The 16,223-nt window shown below is 69.2% G+C and carries 15 protein-coding genes and 1 rRNA gene; 9 read left to right on the top strand and 7 right to left on the bottom strand.

The genetic code is table 11. From position 1 onward, the window contains the following. Positions 1-55: 55 nt before the first annotated feature. The 3 genes from ACZ7SW_RS28350 to ACZ7SW_RS28340 all read left to right on the top strand — a co-directional run bounded on the left by ACZ7SW_RS28350 (position 56) and on the right by ACZ7SW_RS28340 (position 3,233). Positions 56-1,213 carry a sialidase family protein gene (locus ACZ7SW_RS28350; RefSeq protein ID WP_470233410.1) on the top strand — a complete coding sequence of 386 codons (1,158 nt, stop codon included), beginning with the start codon at positions 56-58 and terminating at the stop codon, positions 1,211-1,213. 30 nt (positions 1,214-1,243) lie between these two features. Beyond that, positions 1,244-1,978 carry a thioesterase II family protein gene (locus ACZ7SW_RS28345; RefSeq protein WP_470233409.1) on the top strand — a complete coding sequence of 245 codons (735 nt, stop codon included), beginning with the start codon at positions 1,244-1,246 and terminating at the stop codon, positions 1,976-1,978. Positions 1,979-2,753: 775 nt separating this feature from the next. Further along, positions 2,754-3,233, top strand: a complete 480-nt coding sequence (locus ACZ7SW_RS28340) for a nitroreductase family deazaflavin-dependent oxidoreductase (RefSeq protein WP_470233408.1) — start codon at positions 2,754-2,756, stop codon at positions 3,231-3,233. Positions 3,234-3,293: 60 nt separating this feature from the next. On the opposite strand, the gene ACZ7SW_RS28335 is transcribed toward ACZ7SW_RS28340, so the two are convergent. The 3 genes from ACZ7SW_RS28335 to ACZ7SW_RS28325 are packed head-to-tail and all read right to left on the bottom strand — an operon-like array spanning position 3,294 to position 6,172. Next, entirely contained in the window at positions 3,294-4,538 is a 1,245-nt protein-coding gene (locus tag ACZ7SW_RS28335; RefSeq protein WP_470233407.1) for an RNA polymerase sigma factor, read from the bottom strand. After that, positions 4,538-4,921, bottom strand: coding sequence for a YciI family protein (locus tag ACZ7SW_RS28330; RefSeq protein WP_470233406.1), 384 nt, complete (start codon positions 4,919-4,921; stop codon positions 4,538-4,540). Before ACZ7SW_RS28330 ends, ACZ7SW_RS28335 begins: the two co-directional genes overlap by 1 nt. 36 nt (positions 4,922-4,957) lie before the next feature. Next, entirely contained in the window at positions 4,958-6,172 is a 1,215-nt protein-coding gene (locus tag ACZ7SW_RS28325) for a TetR/AcrR family transcriptional regulator (RefSeq protein ID WP_470233405.1), read from the bottom strand. Between the two features lie 95 nt (positions 6,173-6,267). On the opposite strand from ACZ7SW_RS28325, the gene ACZ7SW_RS28320 reads away from it, so the two are divergent. Beyond that, positions 6,268-7,857: an FAD-dependent monooxygenase gene (locus tag ACZ7SW_RS28320; RefSeq protein ID WP_470233404.1), complete on the top strand. Its 1,590-nt coding sequence runs from the start codon at positions 6,268-6,270 to the stop codon at positions 7,855-7,857. An 857-nt stretch (positions 7,858-8,714) separates the two neighbouring features. Here ACZ7SW_RS28320 and ACZ7SW_RS28315 read toward each other — a convergent pair. Beyond that, positions 8,715-9,335: an L-threonylcarbamoyladenylate synthase gene (locus ACZ7SW_RS28315; RefSeq protein ID WP_470233403.1), complete on the bottom strand. Its 621-nt coding sequence runs from the start codon at positions 9,333-9,335 to the stop codon at positions 8,715-8,717. Between the two features lie 83 nt (positions 9,336-9,418). Between ACZ7SW_RS28315 and ACZ7SW_RS28310 the strand changes: the two genes are divergently transcribed. The 4 genes from ACZ7SW_RS28310 (at position 9,419) to ACZ7SW_RS28295 (ending at position 12,261) form a co-directional block, all read left to right on the top strand. Beyond that, on the top strand, positions 9,419-10,138 hold the full coding sequence (locus ACZ7SW_RS28310; RefSeq protein WP_470233402.1) for an MgtC/SapB family protein: 720 nt from the start codon (positions 9,419-9,421) through the stop codon (positions 10,136-10,138). A 118-nt stretch (positions 10,139-10,256) separates the two neighbouring features. Further along, positions 10,257-11,078, top strand: a complete 822-nt coding sequence (locus ACZ7SW_RS28305; protein WP_470233401.1) for a DivIVA domain-containing protein — start codon at positions 10,257-10,259, stop codon at positions 11,076-11,078. A gap of 398 nt (positions 11,079-11,476) precedes the next feature. Next, a complete protein-coding gene (locus ACZ7SW_RS28300; protein ID WP_470233400.1) occupies positions 11,477-11,629 on the top strand; it encodes a hypothetical protein in 153 nt (50 codons plus the stop codon). Between the two features lie 350 nt (positions 11,630-11,979). Next, complete coding sequence (locus tag ACZ7SW_RS28295) at positions 11,980-12,261, top strand: metal-sensitive transcriptional regulator (protein ID WP_009081418.1); 282 nt, start codon at positions 11,980-11,982, stop codon at positions 12,259-12,261. Positions 12,262-12,700: 439 nt separating this feature from the next. Here the strand turns inward: ACZ7SW_RS28295 and ACZ7SW_RS28290 are convergent, their stop codons facing one another. Together ACZ7SW_RS28290 and ACZ7SW_RS28285 are read right to left on the bottom strand one after the other, a co-directional pair. Next, on the bottom strand, positions 12,701-14,932 hold the full coding sequence (locus ACZ7SW_RS28290; protein ID WP_470233399.1) for a heavy metal translocating P-type ATPase: 2,232 nt from the start codon (positions 14,930-14,932) through the stop codon (positions 12,701-12,703). 11 nt (positions 14,933-14,943) lie between these two features. Beyond that, a complete protein-coding gene (locus tag ACZ7SW_RS28285) occupies positions 14,944-15,150 on the bottom strand; it encodes a heavy-metal-associated domain-containing protein (protein WP_470233398.1) in 207 nt (68 codons plus the stop codon). Positions 15,151-15,264: 114 nt separating this feature from the next. On the opposite strand from ACZ7SW_RS28285, the gene cobF reads away from it, so the two are divergent. Further along, a complete protein-coding gene (cobF, locus tag ACZ7SW_RS28280; RefSeq protein WP_470233397.1) occupies positions 15,265-16,026 on the top strand; it encodes a precorrin-6A synthase (deacetylating) in 762 nt (253 codons plus the stop codon). Positions 16,027-16,141: 115 nt separating this feature from the next. On the opposite strand, the gene rrf is transcribed toward cobF, so the two are convergent. Further along, a 5S ribosomal RNA gene (gene rrf, locus ACZ7SW_RS28275) occupies positions 16,142-16,223 on the bottom strand; the annotation flags it as partial.

Genomic DNA, 16,223 nt, shown 5'->3' with positions numbered 1-16,223 from the left:
CTCCGGACATAGGACGTCGGACATCCCATGTCCGGAGCGAGAGGCGGTCCCCCCGGTGCTCCCGAGAACAATCACGCTTGCGCTCGCCGCAACGCTCTTGAGCTTCGCTCCGCCCGCGCACGCCAGCACGAGCGGCGGCTGCACGTCGTCGACCCCGTTCGTCTCAGGTACGGAGGGCTACCACACCTTCCGCATCCCCGCCGTAGTCCGCGCGGCGAACGGCTCAGTGATCGCCTTCGCCGAAGGCCGCCGCGACTCCCCCGGCGACTCCGGCGCGATCCACACCGTCGCCAAAACGTCCCGAGACGGCGGCTGCACCTGGGACAACCTGCGCGTAGTAGACAGCAACGGCGAAGCCACCGCCGGAAACCCGACCCCGGTTCTGGCCCGCAACGGAGACCTGGTGCTGCTGACTGTCCACAACGGACCCGTCAGCGAAAAAGCCATCATGTCCGGCACGGTTTCCCCGCAAGACACTCGCCGGGTTTTCGTCCAGCGCAGCCCCGACAACGGCCGCACCTGGACCCCAGCCCGCGACATCACCGCCACCACGAAACTGCCGACCTGGCGCTGGTACGCCGCCGCCCCCGGCCACGCGACGCTCCTCAAACACGGCCGCTACGCAGGCCGAATCATCGTGCCCGCCAACCACTCCAGCGCACCCGCGCCCGGTTCCGCCGACGCAGGAACCGAAGCCAAGTACTACGGCGGCCACGACCTCTACAGCGACGACAACGGCCGCACCTGGCACATCGGCTTCACCGACGACCCCACCGACGGCGTCATCGCCCCGAACGAAACCACCGCCACTGAATTGCCGGACGGCACGGTGTATTTCTCCAGCCGCAACCAGGGTTCCGCCGCAGAACACCGCCTAGCCGCCTACAGCACCGACGGCGGCCGCACCCTCACTCGTCCCTACCAAGTGCAACCAACCCTGTCCGGCCCGAAGGTGGAAGGCAGCGTCCTGCAAACCACCAAGCACCGGGTACTCCTCTACTCGGGCCCCTCCGACCCCGCCCTTCGCCGCACAATGCAACTCCGGACCAGCTCCGACCGCGGCAAAACCTGGCACCCGTCGACAGTTCTCGCCGACGCCCCCGCCGGCTACTCCGACCTGGTGCAACCAGACCGTTCCACCGTCGGCGTCCTGTTCGAAACCGGCGACACCAGCGCGTACGAAAAGATCGAATTCCAGCGCTTGCCCCTTTGACGACGTCCGCCCCCCGGTAAAATCGCGCACATGACGGACCCGTGGCTACGCCGCTTCCACCCCGCCGACGACGCCCCCGCCCGTTTGGTGTGCCTGCCGCACGCGGGCGGCGCGGCTCCGTTCTTCCATCCGCTGTCGAAGGCGCTGGCCCCAGCCGTCGATGTCCTGGCGGTGCAATACCCCGGCCGCCAAGACCGCATGGCCGAACCCGCCCTCCGCACCATCGAGGAGTTGGCGGACGGCGTCACCCAAGCCCTACTGGCGTGGCTGGACCTCCCGATAGTCCTGTTCGGCCACAGCATGGGCGCGACGCTCGCCTACGAGGTAGGCCTCCGTTTGGAGGAACGGGGCACACCCCCGGAAGCAGTAGTGATCTCCGGCCGCCGAGCCCCGTCCCGCCTGGTGAACGAACAAGTCCACCTCCAAGACGACGACGGCCTGCTGTCCGAGATCGAAGGCCTGGCAGGCACTGATCCGAAGGTGCTGCGAGACCCGGAACTGCGAGAACTGTTCCTGCCGGCCCTGCGAGCGGACTACACAGCCGTCGAAACGTACCGCCCGAGCGCGGGCCCGCTCGCCGCGCCCATCCACGCCCACACCGGAGACGCCGACCCGCACGCCCCCGTCGAGGACGTCCAAGCCTGGTCGTCGCACACCCGAGGAGACTTCACCCTGACCACCTACCCAGGCGGCCATTTCTACCTGGTGGACCACGCTCCCGCGATCACGGACGCCTTGCTGAAGCTGACGACGAGCGGTTTCTAGCCCTCTGCCGAGGGGCTCGTCGGCCGCCTTCTTCTGCGGGTGCTCGTCGGCCTCCTCTTCCGCGGCTGCTCGCCTTCTTCCGCGGCTGCTCGTCGGCCCCTTTCTTCTGCGGGGCTCGTCGGCCTCCTTTTCCGCGGCGGTTCCTCGGCCTGCGCTTGCCCCGCCGCCGCACCCGAGCCGGTTCTTCGCCCCTTCTCCCCGCCCCGAACGCCCGCCGCCAGTGCAGTTCACCAATGTCGGCCTCTGCGACCCGCCCGCCACTCGATCCGAGCAGTCTCTTCGCCCCTCGTCGGTGTCGGACACCGTCCCCAGCATCCGGCCCTCCCCGCCACCTGCTTCTGAAACGTCTGCCCGCCGATCAGCCCACCCGCGTGCTGTCCACGGCCCTCCGTCACACTCCCGCCGCTGAACGACCAGCGCCTCTCCACCCCTCCGCCGCTCGACCCACCGCGAGCCGCAAGAGGCCCACCCCCGCACTCCCGCCGCTAACCATCAACACCTCTCCTACGTCGACCAGCCCACCGCCAGCCGCACGAGGCCGTCCCCACACTCTGGCTGCCAACCATCAGCCTCACTCCCCCGCCACTCGACCCACCGCGAACCGCACGCGCTCTCCGCCAACACCCCTGCTGCCATCAGCACCGCTCCTCCGCCCACCCCCGTCGCACTCCCGCCCCGCACCAACCAAGCCCGAGCGACTGCCACTCCACCTCCCCCTCCGCCCGAGACGCCGCCCCGCCAGCTGGCCCCTTCGCCGCCCCGTAAGCTGCCGATCATGGAATTGCGCAGGATGTTCGCCGGTTTGGGCCGCAGCAAGGCATTCGCGGCGTTCGGCCAAGCGATGATGCCCGCGGACCGCCTGCTACTCCGCATCAGCGGCGGCCGCCTGGGCGTAGGCGCGGCAGTCGGGCTGCGCACCCTCCTGCTCACCACCATCGGCCGCACCACCGGCGAACCGCGCCAGGTCCCGCTGCTGTACGTCGAACGCTCCGGCGGATTCGTCGTGATCGGCTCCAACTGGGGCGGCGAACACCACCCCGCGTGGACGGCGAACCTCCTGGCCCATCCCGACGCGACGGTCTCCGTCCACGGCCGCACCTTGCCGGTGCGAGGCCGCCTCCTGAAAGACGCCGAACGCCAGGAAATGTGGGACGCCGTCGCCTCCTACTGGCCCGCCTACGACCGCTACGCCGAGCGCGCCGCCCACCGCGAAATCCGGGTATTCCTCCTGGAACGCACAAACCCAGCCGCCTGACCGAACTCGCTGCGCTTACCCGAGCGCCTGACAGTCCGCTCTCCGGTTGGCCCGACCCGCCTACCCTTCCCGTGGAAGGAACTTCGCCGCCTTTGCCTGGAGGTACCGGCGTTCCGGCATGCTGCTCGTCCGTTTCGCCGCGCGCAGATAGTGTTCGTGCGCGCCCGCGGTATCGCCGGCGAGTTCGAGCAGATGCGCACGGACCGCGTCGAGCCGGTGGCCCTGTTTCAGTCGCGCGTCGTCCTCGAGAGTGGCCAGCAGCGCCAGCGCTTTCTCCGGTCCGTGAACCATCGCGACCGCGATCGCCCGGTTGAGCGTCGTCACTGGGCCGGGCGAGAGCTGTTCGAGCAGGCCGTACAACTCCAGGATCTGGGCCCAGTCAGTGGAATCCGCACCCGCGGCTTGGTCGTGCAGCGCCGCGATGGCGGCTTGCACCTGGTACGGCCCCACCGGACCTTGCCCCAGCACCCGGTTCACCAGCTCCAGGCCCTCGACGATCAACGGCACCGTCCACTGTCGACGGTCCTGTTCAGCGAGCGGCGTCAACGCTCCGTCCGGCCCGGTGCGCGCGGGCCGTCGCGCGTCGGTGAGCAGCATGAGCGCCAGCAGTCCGGCGACCTCGCCGTCGTCCGGCAGCAACGCGCGCACGGCGCGGGTCAGCCGGATCGCTTCCTCGGACAATTCGGCCCGGTGCAGATCCTCGCCCGACGTCGCCGTGTATCCCTCGTTGAAAATCAGGTACAGCACGTGCAGCACGACCTGCAGCCGAGCCGGCCAGTCCTCAGCGGACGGAGGCGCGAAGGTCGAACCGGCCGCCGCGACGCTTTCCTTCGCCCGCGTGATCCGGCGCGCCATGGTGCCTTCCGGCACGAGGAACGCGCGCGCGATCTCGGCCGTCGTCAACCCACCGACCGCTCGGAGCGTCAGCGCGACCTGCGAACTGGGCGTGACCGCCGGATGGCAGCACAGGAACAGCAACGTCAACGTGTCGTCCTGTTCCGGCGGCTGCTCGTCCTCCGGCCCGGGCACGACCGCGGTCAGCGCGACGTCCTGCACCGCAACGGTTTCTTCGCGTCGCCGCCGCGCGCTCTCGCTGCGCCACAGGTCGGTCAGCCGCCGGGTGGCGACTGTGAGCAGCCAGGCGCGCGGATTGTCGGGCACCTCGCCTGTCGACCATTGCTCGACCGCCGCGACCAGCGCCTCCTGCACCGCGTCCTCGCACGCCTCGAACTGCCCGTACCGCCGCACGAGCGTCCCGAGCACCTGCGGCACGAGCGGCCGGAGCAGCTCGCCGACGTCCGTCATCAGCCGAGGTCGGGCTGTGTTTCCGCGTCAGCGAAGAACACGACGGGCCGGACCTCGATGCCGAGCCCGTCGATCCCCGCGTCGGGAATCATCGCGGCGACTTCCAGCGCCCGGTCGCGGCTCTCGCATTCGACCAGGTAGAACCCGGCGAGGAACTCCTTCGACTCCGCGAACGGACCGTCGGTGACCGCAGGCACCCCGCCGCGCACCCGCACGACTGCACTGTCCTCCGGCCCGCCGAGCGCCTGCGTGTTGATCATCTCGCCGGACGCGCGGATCTTGGCGACGAAGTCCGCGTGCCCGTCCATCACCTCCTGGCGGGTTTCCTCGCTCAGCTGTTCCCATACTTCGGGGTTCATGTGCATCGTCAGCAGGAACTTCACGTCGTTCTCCCCCACAGCAGGTCCAGGCGCACCAACCTAGCGGAGCCGCGCGGCGATCCCGTCCAGCAGACATTCGAGACCCAGCTCGAACTGCGCGTCCTCGGCCGCTGTCTGGGCAACCTTTCGCACGTCAGCAGCGGCTTCCGCTCCCGCCGACCGACCCGTTCCATCCGCCCCGGCAGCCCCGGCCCGACCCGGCCCAGCAGTCCCAACCGCCGCGCCAGCCCCAGCCCGACTCACACCGGCGGCCCTAGCCCGATCTGCCCCGGCGCTTCCAGCCCGACCCGGCCCGGTAGCCCCAGCCCCGGCGACCGCCTCACCAGACCCAGCCGATTCGGGACGGCTCCCGCCCCCTCGACCAGCTCCAGCCCCGCCCCGGTGAACCCCGGCCGCCCGATCAGAGCCAGTCACCTCGCGGCCCGCCTCAGCCATCTCGCGACTCGCCTCCGGCACCTGCCCAGGCCCGACGGCCTCCGCACCCGGCCCAGCGTCCGGCCCACCGGCACCGGCCACCCGGCCAGGCTCGTCCGCTTCCGCGCCCGTTCCCGCACCACCGGCACCCTCAGCGCCAACCTCGGCCGCCTCGCCGTCCGCGTCGTGCCGCTCGGCCAGAAAGCTCTCCAGCACCCGCACGAGCAACGGATACGGTCCGTCCTCCGACACGGCGTCACCGAACCAGGCCCGCGCCTGCCGCTGCACGTCCACCACGTCGACGAACGCGTTGCGCTGCCACATCGCCCGCTCTTCCGCCCACTGCAGGGCCTGCCCGGTGACATATCCGTCGAGCAACCGCGCGTACCCGAGTGCCGACGAGAGGTCCTGCCCCAGCCGGTCGAACGTCGCCAGCACGAACTCGGTCCGCCGGCTCGCGTTCGGACCCGCCGGAGGCCGCTGGTGCACGAGCCGCGCGTACCACGGATGCCGCTTCGTCATCGTCCACGTGTCGACCGCGACAGCCGTCAGCTCGCCCCGCCAGTCCTCGCCCGGGACCTCCGGGGTGTGCACCTCGCTGTTCGCCAGGTCCAGCATGAGGTCCACCAGACCGTCTTTGCTGTGCACGTAGCGGTACAGCGACATCGGAGTGGACGCGCCCAGCTCCTTCGCCACTGCCCGCATCGTGAGTGCCTCCGCGCCACCGTGGTCGGCCAGGCGCACGGCCGCGTGGACGATGTCGACTCGTCCGAGGCCCCATCCGCGTTCCGGCGGCTCAGGCAACAGCCAAATCGGCGGTGTCGGCCCTTGATCTCCCATTCATCTCCCTGTCTCCAGCCCGCTTGCGTACATAGTACATCGTCATGTACAACGTACACAAGATGTACGACGTACACGACCCTGGGGGTTGCGAAATGACTGCACGAATTCCTGTACTGATCTGCGGCGGAGGGATCGCCGGACTCACCGCGGCGCTACTGCTTCACCGCGAGGGGGTGGCACCGGTGCTGGTGGAGAAGCACGCCGGCACGTCCCCGCAGCCGAAAGCACGCCGGTTCAATCCGCGCAGCACGGAGGTGTTCCGCCTACTCGGCCTCATCGACGAGATCGAGCGGGCCAGCGCACCGCTCGCGTCGTTCACCGGGATGCTCTCCGGCACGACGCTGGCCGACGCGACCTGGCCGGAGGTCACCGACACTTTGCGCGAACGGCTGAACCAGCACGCGAAAATGCCCGACCTCAGTCCCGCGCCGAGCGTGCTGTGCCCGCAGGACGTGCTGGAACCAGTGCTGCGGCAGGCCGCTGTGGAGCGCGGCGTGTCAGTCCGGTTCGGCACCGAACTGGTGTCGTTCGAGCAGGACGACGCCGGGATCACCGCCGAACTGCGCCCAGCCGGCGGCGCGCCGTACCAGGTCAGCGCCGACTATCTGGTCGCTGCGGACGGCGCGCGCAGTCCGATCCGCACCGCGCTGGGCATTCCGCGCAGCGGGCACGGGCACCTGGCCGACAATCTCGACGTCTGTTTCCGCGCCGATCTCGCCGAGCTCGTCCGGGACAAGCCGTTCAACCTGTGCCGGATCGAAAACCCAGCCGCTTCCGGCGCTTTCGTGTCGGTCAACGGCACCGACCGGTGGCTCTTCTCCACCTCTGACTTCCCCGGCTCGGAATCCCTGGGAGAGGAGGGCTGGCGCGAGTTGCTGCGCACCGTCGTCGGCGTGCCGGACCTCGAGGTCGAGGTGCTGAGCCTGATGCGCTGGGAGTCGGGGATGTACGTGGCCGACCAGTTCTCCTCCGGCCGGGTCTTCCTGGCGGGCGACGCCGCGCACGCGATGCCGCCGATGGCCGCCGCGGGTGCGAATACCGCGATCGCAGACGTCGCCAACCTCGCCTGGAAGCTCGCCGCGGTACTGGCCGGCACAGCGACGCCCGCCCTGCTCGACACCTACCACGCCGAGCGATACCCGATCGGGTACGCGACGGCGGAGTTCTCGAGCATGACCAGCGGCCATCTCGGCACCATGATCGCCACGATCACCAGCGAGGACGCGCCGCGCATCGACCCGCTCGCCGCGCTGTTCGGCGTGCAGTACGAACACGGTGCCTTCGTGCCGGACGGACGCGGTCCCGCACCGGAAGACCGGTACGGCCCAGCCGGCCGTCCAGGTACCCGAGTTCCCCACGCTTGGCTCGACGCCACGACGTCCACAGTGGACTTGGCAGGCCCCGGCCTCGCCTTGCTCACCGGCCCGGACAACGTCCGCTGGAAAGCCGAAGCCGACCGCCTGGGCCTTCGCCTCGTTCCGATATCGGACGAGGGGTGGCTGGCCGAGACGGAACTGCCTGCCGACGGCGCACTGCTGCTGCGGCCGGACGCTGTCGTCGGTTGGCATTCCACGTCGGAGGTCCCGCTCGCCGATGCCCTGTCCCGCCTGCTCAACGCCCCCGCGGAGGCCACCGTGCGATCACTTCGACGGCGCCCGGTTTCGCCCGCCCCGTGCGCCTGATCTGCCACGCATTCGACATAAGAGAGGAGCACTGATCGGACACATCTGAAAGCGCGGACCCCCTGTGCCGGTCTCTGCCAGCCCGCTTCGGCATCGATCGGCCGCTATCCGCCGCTGTCCCTCCAGGTTGAGCCGCGCCACCGTGCCAGCCCGCACCCACCCGCGGCCCGAGCCTGAAGGACACTGCATCCGCTGATGACAGCGACAGCGAGGCATGGCTGCGGACCGCGCCAACGGGAAGCCGGAGAGCCATGGCCGGGGCCGGGGCTGAGGTCGGGCCGGGCCGGGGCCGGGGCTGAGAAAGAGCGCCCGCGCGGCGACGATCCCTGCGCTTCACGCCAGACGCGTCACCGGATCGCGCCGATCACCGCCGAGGCGGTCGCCATCGAGATTTTCGCGACCACGACCGCGACGTCTCGAACCGCGATAACTATCCACAACCTGCATTAGGAGGACGTTCGCCAGCAAACCGCGCGACCGGTCCGCTGCCACTCCGCTGTCGGCACTTCCGGCGGCCTGCACCAGGGTGCGCTCGCATCCGCAGCGGCCCTGAGCAGACGGCAGTTGACGGCAGTCGGGTCAAGCGACCCCCGCTGCAACGTCGCCGGAAATGTTCCGAGCCGACAGCAGACGGTTCGAGCCGCCGTCGTCCGCAGCCGTCGCTTCGCGCGGCCCATCTCCGCAGCCGCCGTCTCAAGGACCGTCACGTCAAGAAGTTGTCATGAGCAGCCGTCGAGCCGAGCAATCCGCGTCAACAGCGTTCGCGCCGAGTGGCGCAAAACCACCGTCCGCGCAACACCCGAATCAGGATCCGATCAAGAACCCGTCAGGAGGCAAGAAACCGATGACGACCCCGCTCACTCGAACCGGGACGGGTCTCCCGCCCCGTGCCGCACGACCTCCGCCTCTCCGGAGGAGAAGTCGATCACCGTGGTGGGTTCCACGCCGCAGTCGCCGGAGTCGATCACGGCGTCCAGGACGTGGTCGAGTTCTTCCTTGATCTCCCAGCCCTGGGTGAGGGGCTCGCCGGAATCGGGCAGCAGCAGCGTGCTCGACAGGATCGGCTCGCCCAGTTCGCCGAGCAGTTCCTGGGTCACCACGTGGTCGGGGATCCGCACGCCGACGGTCTTCTTCTTGGCGTGCAGCAGCCGCCGCGGGACTTCCTTCGTCGCCGGGAGGATGAACGTGTACGGGCCGGGCGTGCTGGCCTTGATGGCGCGGAACACCGCGTTGTCGATGTGCACGAACTGGCCGAGCTGGGCGAAGTCCTGGCAGACGAGCGTGAAGTGGTGCCGGTGGTCGAGCTTGCGGATGGTGCGGATCCGTTCCATCCCCTGCTGGTTGCCGATGCGGCAGCCGAGCGCGAAGCACGAGTCGGTCGGGTAGGCGATGAGCCCGTCGTCGCGCAGCAGGTCGACGACCTGGGCGAGGGCGCGGCGCTGCGGGTTCTGCGGGTGCACGTCGAAGTAACGGGCCATTGCCCGAGCTTAGGCGTGCCCGCCGGGCCGGGCGCGCGGGCTCTCCGCGGGCCGGGCACAGTGACGGGCGAGGAGGTACGTCCGTGCATGCTCTCTGGTCCACCGGCGAACAGTGGGAACTGCTGCCGCCGGTGCTGCTCGCCCTGCTGCTGAGCACGGTGATCGGCATCGAGCGCGAGGTCGGCAACAAACAAGCCGGCCTGCGCACGCACACGCTGGTCGGCGTCGGGTCGGCGGTCTTCATGCTGGTGTCGAAATACGGCTTCGCCGATTTGCTCGGCATCGAGCACGTCGCGCTCGACCCGTCGCGGATCGCCGCGCAGATCGTGTCCGGCATCGGGTTCGTCGGCGGCGGGCTGATCTTCGTGCGCCGCGACGCGGTGCGCGGCCTCACGACCGCCGCGACCGTCTGGCTCGCCGCGGCCGTCGGAGTCGCGTGCGGTGCCGGGCTGCCGGTGCTGGCCGTCGCGACGACCGCCGGGCTCGTGGTGATCACTCGCGGATTCCCGCGGCTTTCCCGGTTCGTCGCGCGCCATCGGCGGCAGCCGCCGATCCTCCGGTTGAGTTATGCGGACGGGCACGGCGTGCTGCGAGCCGTGCTCGCCACTTGCACCGATCGGGGCTGGGCCGTCCACCGGGTGGCGGTCGACCGCGAAACAGTTTCCGAAGAGGGACAACGGATCGCGGTCGTCACGTTGCTGTTGCAGGGGCGCGGCGATCTTCCCGAACTCACCGCGGAACTGGCCGAATTGCCCGGCGTGCGAAGCACCGCGACGGGCACCGAGGACCCGCTCGAAGATTGACCCGCCCCGGACTCACACGGATCGCCGGACTTCAGGCACACTGGAGGCAGTGCGGAAACCCCGGTGCGGCAAGAAAAACGAGCGCCGAGGAGAAACCATCCAAATGGGAGGTGAGAGCATGGCCCCCGGCGGTGGCGAGGATCTGATGTCCGTCCGGCCGTCCTTCGACTCGGCTTGGCGCGGCTATCAGCGCGGCCAGGTCGAAGAATTCGTCACGTGGGTCGAGGCGGAATTCCGGCGCCTGGCCGCAGAACGCGACGCCGCGGCACAACAGGCCGCCGAACTCGCCGAGCGCAATCGCGAACTGCGCGCGACGGTCGACCGGATCAGCCGCACCCCCATCGAGCCGGACGCATTGCAGGAACGCTCCCGCCGCATGGTCGAGCTGACGCGCGAGGAAGCCGCGGAGATCACCGCGCGGGCAGAGGACACCGCCGCGCGGATCATCGCCGACGCCAAGGCGGAAGCCGTCCGCCTCACCGAAAAGGAACGCGCGCTCGTCGAAGCCGTTTCCGCGGACCGCGTGCAGCAACGGCGAGAACACGAAGATCTGCTGCGCCGCGCAGTCGAAGAACGCAAAGCTGCCGACGAAGCGGCAGCGAAAGAACGCCGACGGCTCGAAGAACACCTCACGCGCACGTTGGCCGACCGTCGCACCGACGCACTCCGCGAAATTGCCGACCGCACCGCCACCGCCCGCGCCGAGGCCGACGCGCACGTCGGCCAAGCCACCGACCACGCCGCCCGAGTCGTCGCCGACGCCGAACAACGGGTCGCCGAACTCGCCGCTGTCCAGCAGCGGGTGAAGGCCGCACTGCGCGGTGCCCGCGAACTGCTGGCCACCGCGAACGCCGACCTCGCCCCGGACGGCACCCCCGTGCCGAACCAACGACGGACCTCCGCGCTCACCGAAGTCACCGAGGCCGCCCCGACTGGCTGAACACCAGCCCTGGCTGCCCGCAGAGGCCCGCTCGGCGGGCAGCCGTCACCAGCGCCACCTCGCGCCGAACCGGTGCCCAAACACCGCCGCGCTTATCGAAGTCCCTGGGTGAACCCCACCCGGTCGAGCACCAGCCCTGGCTGCCTGCGGGGGCCGATCGGCGGGCAGCCATCGCAAGCGACGAACCCGCATCCCCACGCCTCCGCGCTTATCGAAGATCACCCAGGTGATCCCCGGTCGAACGCCAGCCGTGGCTGCCTGCGGGGCCCGATCGGCGGGCAGCCATCGCAAGCGACGAACCCGCATCCCGACACCTCCGCGCTTATCGAAACTACCCAGGTGATCCCCGGTCGAACGCCAGCCGTGGACCCGCCGTCGGCGCTCGACGGATGGCCACCATGAGCCGCGACCTTGTGCGCGACCAGTGCCGCCGCACGAATCGCGTGGTCCTGCGCAACGCCATCCGCCGCGAGAACAAGCCCGAAGGACTGTCCCTGATGCATAAACTCGCCCGATTGTCCGCGCTCATCTCGGCCACCCCCGCTGGCTAAGCACCGGCCCGGGCAAGCCGGGGTGGGCGTGCTCGGCGGTTGGTCGCTGCGATGGGACGGCTCCTCTGTGCAGAACCAACGACGCGTACCACCGCGTCGCCGACGTCACTGAGATCACCCCACCGGCTGAGCGCTGACCTCGGGATACGCTGGGCAGACATACAAACCGTGGCCACAGCACATGCCGCGCCAAGGCACGCCCGCACTCCGGTGCCGAGCCGATGCCGCACACCGACGCTTGTCGGAGTCACTGCGGTCACCACCTCTGGCTGAACACCGGCCCCGGATACGCCGGGTGGGTATACTCAGGGGTGAACCAACGGGGATGCCGAGAAAAGGGACGATGTGCGATGACCGGCTACGGCAGTGAACGAGAGGCCTACCTCAAGCGCCTTCGCCGGATCGAGGGCCAGATCCGCGGCCTGCAGCGGATGGTCGAGGAAGACAAGTACTGCATCGACATCCTGACCCAGGTGTCCGCGGCGACGAAGGCGTTGCAGTCCTTCTCGCTGGAGCTGCTCGACGAGCACTTGGCGACCTGCGTCGTCCAGGCCGCGGCGGCGGGCGGGGAGGAAGCGGACCTGAAGGTGCGCGAAGCCTCCGACGCGATCGCCCGGCTGGTGCGTTCCTGACGTAACTCGCGGCTCGTTCCGCAGCGCGTGAGTGCCGGTAGTCCGGCGTTACGGTCTTGCCGTGAGGCCGCGTCCAAGCCCTCCGCTGCGGGCGGAGGGAAGCAGGTCTGAAGTCCGGGTCTCCCGGCGCGATTTGCCCGCTTGATGCGTTCCTGACGCAAGGCCCAGTTGGTTCCCGGCGCGCGGCTGTCGGTAAACCCGGTGCTCAGCGCACGAGCAGTCCGGTGTTCCCAGCGCCTCACCAAGTCCGAGGCAAAGGGTGCCGCTTTGGCCAGATCAGCGCCCGGCAATCCGTAACTGTCAAAGCTCAGCAACCAGCGATCCGTAACGCTCAAAGCTCAGCAGCCAGCGATCCGCAGCTGCCGAAGCGCAGTACCCAGCGAACGCGAAAACGGGCCAGCAGCGGGAAATCCCGCCACTGGCCCGTTCCCAGAACGAATCACGCCGCCCGGAACCGTCGCAAGCGGAGGCTGTTCGACACCACGAACACCGACGAGAACGCCATCGCGGCGCCCGCGATCATCGGGTTGAGCAGGCCGAACGCCGCCAGCGGCAGTGCCGCGACGTTGTAGGCGAACGCCCAGAACAGGTTTCCCTTGATCGTGCCGAGCGTGCGGCGAGCGAGGCGGATCGCGTCGACCGCTGCGCGCAGGTCGCCTCGGACCAGGGTCAGGTCGCCGGCTTCGATCGCCGCGTCCGTTCCGGTGCCCATGGCCAGTCCGAGGTCGGCTTGGGCGAGCGCGGCGGCGTCGTTGACACCGTCACCGACCATGGCCACCACCCGACCTTCGGCCTGCAGTCGCTTGATCACGGCGACCTTCTCCTCGGGCAGTACCTCGGCCACGACCTCAGTGATGCCCGCGGCGTCCGCGATCGCCCGCGCGGCACCAGCGTTGTCGCCGGTCAGCAGGACTGGACGCAGCCCTAGCGCCTGAAGTTCGGCAACGGCTTGTGCTGACGTCGGCTTGATCGTGTCCGCGACCACCAGCACGCCTCGTGCCACGCCGTCCCAGGCGACGAATACCGCCGTCGCGCCTTGCTCTTCCGCTGCGGCCTTGGCCTGGGTGAGCCGGTCGTCGACCTTGACGCTCCAGTCCGCAAGGAACGCCGCTCGGCCGGCGAGGACAGCCGCACCCTCCACGAGGCCGGAGACGCCGAGGCCCTCGGTGTTCCGGAACTCCGTCGCGGACGGGAGATCACCGACCCGTTCGCGAGCACCGTCTGCGATCGCTTTCGCGATCGGGTGCTCCGAAGCGTGCTCGACCGCCCCCGCATAACGCAGCAGTTCGCGCTCCGTGACGCCTTCCCCGACGTGGACGTCCACCAGGCTCATTCGCCCGGTCGTGACGGTCCCGGTCTTGTCGAGCACCACGGTGTCGACGCGGCGAGTGGACTCGAGCACCTCCGGACCCTTGATCAGAATCCCGAGCTGCGCGCCGCGACCGGTGCCGACCAGCAGCGCGGTCGGTGTCGCGAGCCCCAGTGCGCAGGGGCAGGCGATGATCAGCACCGCGACCGCGGCGGTGAACGCCTCGGCGACGTTTCCGCTGGTCAGCAGCCAGGCGATCAGCGTTGCCAGCGCCAGTACCAAGACGATGGGCACGAACACCGCCGAGACGCGGTCGGCCAGTCGCTGCACCGCGGCCTTGCCGTTCTGCGCTTCTTCGACGAGCCGGGCCATCTGCGCGAGCTGCGTGTTCGCGCCGACCCGGGTGGCGCGCACGGCGATCCGGCCGCCGACATTCACCGTCGCTCCGGTCACCCCGTCACCCACCGCGACCTCGACCGGCACGGATTCCCCGGTGATCATGCTGACGTCGACTGCCGAGCCACCGTCGGTAACCACTCCGTCGGTCGCGATCTTCTCGCCGGGCCGCACCACGAACGTGTCCCCGACCCGCAGCTGTTCGACCGGGATCCGCTGCTCGCGACCGTCGCGCAGGACCGTCACGTCCTTCGCACCGAGTTCGAGCAGGGCCCGGAGCGCAGCGCCGGAGCGACGCTTGGACCTCGCCTCGAAATAGCGGCCGGCGAGGATGAACGTGGTGACTCCCGCCGCGACCTCGAGGTAGATGTTGTCGGTCCCGGATCTCCCGGACACGCTGAACTCGAAGCCGTGCCGCAGGCCGGGCATCCCGGCCATACCGAAGAACAGCGCGTACAGCGACCACAGCGTGGCGGCCGAGACGCCGAGCGAGATCAGCGTGTCCATCGTCGCCGCACCGTGCCGGAGGTTGGTCCACGCGGCGCGGTGGAACGGCCACGCACCCCAGACCACGACCGGCGCGGCGAGCGTCAGCGACAGCCACTGCCAGTTCGTGAACTGCAGCACGGGGACCATCGCCAGCACGATCACCGGCACCGTGAGGATCGCCGAGTAGAGGAGCCGGTCGCGCAGCGGCCGTGTCTCGTCCTGCTCGGGTTCTTCCGGCTTCTCCGGTTGCGGCGCCTGCGCGGTGTAGCCGGTCGCTTCGACGACACCCACCAGGTCGTCGACCGAAACGGTGGAGGGGTATTCGACGTGCGCCTTCTCGGTCGCGTAGTTCACGCTCGCACTGACGCCCTCGACCTTGTTGAGCTTCCGCTCGACCCGAGCAGCGCACGACGCGCAGGTCATCCCGCCGATGGCGAGTTCGACCGACTGCACGGGGGCTGGTGTCGTGGTGCTCATCTCACTCCTTTTTACGCGACGACCTGGTAGCCGGCTTCAGCGACGGCAGCCTCGACGGCTTCGCGCGAAAGCGGCTCCGAACTGGTGACCTTCACGGCGCCGGTGGTGAGGTCGACGTCGACCGTCTGCACGCCGGTCAGGCCGCCTACCTCCTCTTTCACCGATCCGACGCAGTGCCCGCAGGTCATGCCCTCAACGGTGTAAGTCGCTTCGGTCATCGCCACACTCCCTATCGTGCTCTTCACTGATGACTCCTTTATACCCCTAGGGGGTAGCGGCATGCCAGTGGACCCTCTGGTGAACCCGGTTACCCGCCGGGAGAGACTGCAAGGATGCGGAAGATCTACGCGATCGGGATCGGCGCCGGCGACCCGGAACACCTCACGGTGCAGGCAATCGACCGGCTCAATCGTGTCGACGTGTTCTTCGTGCTCGACAAGGGCAGCGCGAAAGCCGACCTGGTGCAGCTGCGCCAGGAGATCCTGGAGCGGTTCGTGAATCGGCCGGGGTATCGCGTGGTGAACGCGAAGGACCCGGACCGCGACCGGACGCCCGCCGACTACCGCACCGCGGTCGCCGACTGGCACCAGCTCCGCACCGACGTCTACGAGCAGCTGATCCGCGATGAACTGGCTGACGGCGAGACCGGCGCGTTTCTCGTCTGGGGCGATCCAGCGCTGTACGACAGCACCATCGCGTTGATCGAGGCCGTCCTGGCGCGCGGGAATGTGGCGTTCGACTACGAGGTCGTGCCGGGGATCAGCAGTATTTCCGCGCTGGTCGCACGGCATCGGACGACGATGAACCAGATCGGCCGCGCGGTGCAGCTCACGACGGGTCGCCGGCTGGCGGACGGCTGGCCGAGTGACACTGATGACGTCTTCGTGCTGCTCGACGCGCACACCACGTTCGATCAGTATGCGGGCCAGGGATTGTGGATCTATTGGGGCGCGTACGTCGGGACGCCGGACGAGATTTTGCTGTCCGGTCCGCTGGATGACGAGCTGGCGGCGAAGATCCGGAAGACGCGGGCCGCGGCACGGGAGCGGCACGGGTGGATCATGGACACGTACCTGCTGCGCCGGCCGGAGTGACGCTGGCGGGCCTTCGTTTCGGCCTGCCGTTTTCGAGCATGAAAAAAAGGGGCGGGACTCCGGGAAAACCTTTTCAGGTTCTCGACCGGGGTCCCGCCCCTTCTTCTCATGTTGAGTTCGGCGGTGTCCTACTCTCCCACAACCCTTCGGTTGCAGTACCATCGGCGCAGTCAGGCTTAGCTTCCGGGTTCGGAATG

The organism is Amycolatopsis sp. NPDC114484 (genome assembly GCF_055633755.1).
This window is presented reverse-complemented; position numbering and strand designations above follow the sequence as displayed.

What these genes read in the sequence shown, in the direction of transcription:
- ACZ7SW_RS28345 (WP_470233409.1), top strand. Translation starts at nt 1,244, where the DNA reads ATGACGGACCCGTGGCTACGCCGCTTCCACCCCGCCGACGACGCCCCC.
- ACZ7SW_RS28340 (WP_470233408.1), top strand. Translation starts at nt 2,754, where the DNA reads ATGGAATTGCGCAGGATGTTCGCCGGTTTGGGCCGCAGCAAGGCATTC.
- ACZ7SW_RS28335 (WP_470233407.1), bottom strand. Translation starts at nt 4,538, where the DNA reads ATGACGGACGTCGGCGAGCTGCTCCGGCCGCTCGTGCCGCAGGTGCTC.
- ACZ7SW_RS28325 (WP_470233405.1), bottom strand. Translation starts at nt 6,172, where the DNA reads ATGGGAGATCAAGGGCCGACACCGCCGATTTGGCTGTTGCCTGAGCCG.
- ACZ7SW_RS28320 (WP_470233404.1), top strand. Translation starts at nt 6,268, where the DNA reads ATGACTGCACGAATTCCTGTACTGATCTGCGGCGGAGGGATCGCCGGA.
- ACZ7SW_RS28315 (WP_470233403.1), bottom strand. Translation starts at nt 9,335, where the DNA reads ATGGCCCGTTACTTCGACGTGCACCCGCAGAACCCGCAGCGCCGCGCC.
- ACZ7SW_RS28305 (WP_470233401.1), top strand. Translation starts at nt 10,257, where the DNA reads ATGGCCCCCGGCGGTGGCGAGGATCTGATGTCCGTCCGGCCGTCCTTC.
- ACZ7SW_RS28300 (WP_470233400.1), top strand. Translation starts at nt 11,477, where the DNA reads ATGAGCCGCGACCTTGTGCGCGACCAGTGCCGCCGCACGAATCGCGTG.
- ACZ7SW_RS28295 (WP_009081418.1), top strand. Translation starts at nt 11,980, where the DNA reads ATGACCGGCTACGGCAGTGAACGAGAGGCCTACCTCAAGCGCCTTCGC.
- ACZ7SW_RS28290 (WP_470233399.1), bottom strand. Translation starts at nt 14,932, where the DNA reads ATGAGCACCACGACACCAGCCCCCGTGCAGTCGGTCGAACTCGCCATC.
- ACZ7SW_RS28285 (WP_470233398.1), bottom strand. Translation starts at nt 15,150, where the DNA reads ATGACCGAAGCGACTTACACCGTTGAGGGCATGACCTGCGGGCACTGC.
- cobF (WP_470233397.1), top strand. Translation starts at nt 15,265, where the DNA reads ATGCGGAAGATCTACGCGATCGGGATCGGCGCCGGCGACCCGGAACAC.